Here is a 3,412-nt window from a genome sequence, read left to right as displayed (position 1 = left end):
GTGTGTGGTGTAAGTTATCGGCCTATTAGTACCGGTCAGCTTCACGAGTCGTTAGTCCTCGCTTCCACATCCGGCCTATCAACCCAGTGGTCTGGCTGGGGGCCTCTCACACGCAAGGTGTATGGAAATCTCATCTCGAAGCGAGCTTCCCGCTTAGATGCTTTCAGCGGTTATCCCATCCGAACGTAGCTAATCAGCGGTGCACTTGGCAGTACAACTGACACACCAGAGGTTCGTCCGTCCCGGTCCTCTCGTACTAAGGACAGCCCTTCTCAAATTTCCTGCGCGCGCAGCGGATAGGGACCGAACTGTCTCACGACGTTCTAAACCCAGCTCGCGTACCGCTTTAATGGGCGAACAGCCCAACCCTTGGGACCTACTCCAGCCCCAGGATGCGACGAGCCGACATCGAGGTGCCAAACCATGCCGTCGATATGGACTCTTGGGCAAGATCAGCCTGTTATCCCCGAGGTACCTTTTATCCGTTGAGCGACGGCCATTCCACAATGTACCGCCGGATCACTAGTCCCGACTTTCGTCCCTGCTCGAGATGTCTCTCTCACAGTCAAGCTCCCTTGTGCACTTACACTCGACACCTGATTGCCAACCAGGCTGAGGGAACCTTTGGGCGCCTCCGTTACTTTTTAGGAGGCAACCGCCCCAGTTAAACTACCCATCAGGCACTGTCCCTGACCCGGATTACGGGCCGAAGTTAGATGTCCAAAGTGACCAGAGTGGTATTTCAACGATGACTCCACCCGAACTGGCGTCCGGGCTTCAACGTCTCCCACCTATCCTACACAAGCCACTCCGAACACCAATACCAAACTATAGTAAAGGTCTCGGGGTCTTTCCGTCCTGCTGCGCGTAACGAGCATCTTTACTCGTACTGCAATTTCGCCGAGTTTATGGTTGAGACAGCGGGGAAGTCGTTACTCCATTCGTGCAGGTCGGAACTTACCCGACAAGGAATTTCGCTACCTTAGGATGGTTATAGTTACCACCGCCGTTTACTGGGGCTTAAATTCTCAGCTTCGCCTTGCGGCTAACCGGTCCTCTTAACCTTCCAGCACCGGGCAGGAGTCAGTCCGTATACATCGTCTTGCGACTTCGCACGGACCTGTGTTTTTAGTAAACAGTCGCTTCCCCCTGGTCTCTGCGGCCCCGATCCCCTCCCACCAGCAAGTGGTGTTCAAGGTTGGGGCCCCCCTTCTCCCGAAGTTACGGGGGCATTTTGCCGAGTTCCTTAACCATAATTCTCTCGATCGCCTTAGTATTCTCTACCTGATCACCTGTGTCGGTTTGGGGTACGGGCGGCTAAAACCTCGCGTCGATGCTTTTCTCGGCAGCATAGGATCACCGAATCCCCCCATACGGGGGTCCCGTCAGATCTCAGGCATCATGAACGGCGGATTTGCCTACCGTTCGCCCTACATCCTTAGACCGGGACAACCATCGCCCGGCTCGGCTACCTTCCTGCGTCACACCTGTTAATACGCTTGCCTCCCAGGATCAGGTCCCGCGCTCCACCAAAACCCTTCCATCCCGAAGGACGGTCAGGCAGGTCTCGGGCGGTTAGTGTCCCCTGTTCAGCATGGGCGGTTTTTCGCCGGTACGGGAATATCAACCCGTTGTCCATCGACTACGCCTGTCGGCCTCGCCTTAGGTCCCGACTTACCCAGGGCAGATTAGCTTGACCCTGGAACCCTTGATCATCCGGCGGACGGGTTTCTCACCCGTCTTTCGCTACTCATGCCTGCATTCTCACTCGTGTAGGCTCCACCGCTGGTTTCCACCGCGACTTCACTGCCCACACGACGCTCCCCTACCACTCCAGACGCCTGAACCAACCCACGAGGGGCGGCTTAGCTAATATCTGAAATCCACAACTTCGGCGGTGTACTTGAGCCCCGCTACATTGTCGGCGCGGAATCACTTGACCAGTGAGCTATTACGCACTCTTTTAAGGATGGCTGCTTCTAAGCCAACCTCCTGGTTGTCTTCGCAACTCCACATCCTTTCCCACTTAGCACACGCTTAGGGGCCTTAGTTGGTGGTCTGGGCTGTTTCCCTCTCGACTATGAAGCTTATCCCCCACAGTCTCACTGCTGCGCTCTCACTTACCGGCATTCGGAGTTTGGCTGACGTCAGTAACCTTGTAGGGCCCATTAGCCATCCAGTAGCTCTACCTCCGGTAAGAAACACGCAACGCTGCACCTAAATGCATTTCGGGGAGAACCAGCTATCACGAAGTTTGATTGGCCTTTCACCCCTACCCACAGCTCATCCCCTCCATTTTCAACTGAAGTGGGTTCGGTCCTCCACGACGTCTTACCGTCGCTTCAACCTGGCCATGGGTAGATCACTTCGCTTCGGGTCTAGATCACGCCACTGCAACGCCCTATTCAGACTCGCTTTCGCTACGGCTTCCCCACACGGGTTAACCTCGCGACGTAACACTAACTCGCAGGCTCATTCTTCAAAAGGCACGCCGTCACCCCTACACGATCGCTCGCGGAGGCTCCGACGGATTGTAAGCACACGGTTTCAGGTACTGTTTCACTCCCCTCCCGGGGTACTTTTCACCTTTCCCTCACGGTACTGGTCCGCTATCGGTCATTAGGGAGTATTTAGGCTTATCAGGTGGTCCTGACAGATTCGCACGGGATTTCTCGGGCCCCGTGCTACTTGGGATACTTCACCAGGCGGTGCACAACATTTCGGTTACGGGGCTCACACCCTCTACGGCCGGCCTTTCAAGACCGTTCACCTATGCCTGCACTACTCACCCCACTGTCCCGGCAGAGACAGAATGGGAAGTCCCACAACCCCGACCATGCAACGCCCGCCGGCTATCACACATGGAACGGTTTAGCCTGATCCGCGTTCGCTCGCCACTACTGACGGAATCACTATTGTTTTCTCTTCCTGCGGGTACTGAGATGTTTCACTTCCCCGCGTTCCCTCCACGCACCCTATGTGTTCAGATGCGGGTCACCAGGCAGCTCGCGCCCCTGGCGGGGTTTCCCCATTCGGACACCCTGGGATCACAGTCCGGTTATCGACTCCCCCAGGCTTATCGCAGATTCCTACGTCCTTCTTCGGCTCCTAATGCCAAGGCATCCACCGTGTGCTCTTAAAAACTTGACCACAAAAGATCAAGGAGTAATTTTCGAGAGAACCATGAAAACCACACCGCACACCAGCCACACCCAAAGGGCACAACCAGGGCAACGGCACAGATCCAGGTTCATATTCTTGGAAATTGCTTCTTATAAAAGATGCTCGCGTCCACTATGTAGTTCTCAAACAACAACCCCGTACCACACACCCCACACACACAACCCCCAAAAAGGAGCCGATACATGCATGATCGGTGCAGCCAGGAAACCAGAAACAAACAAACCCACAA

Annotated in this window: 1 rRNA gene; it reads right to left on the bottom strand. The window is 55.2% G+C overall.

The features are described 5' to 3' along the window. Nucleotides 1-4: 4 nt before the first annotated feature. Nucleotides 5-3,150 (bottom strand): 23S ribosomal RNA (locus M2428_RS22185). Nucleotides 3,151-3,412 lie beyond the last annotated feature (262 nt).

The organism is Arthrobacter sp. ES3-54 (assembly GCF_029504395.1).
Classification (GTDB): Bacteria; Actinomycetota; Actinomycetes; order Actinomycetales; family Micrococcaceae; genus Arthrobacter.
The sequence above is the reverse complement of the archived record's forward strand: the minus strand, read 5'-3'. Positions and strand labels throughout refer to the sequence as shown.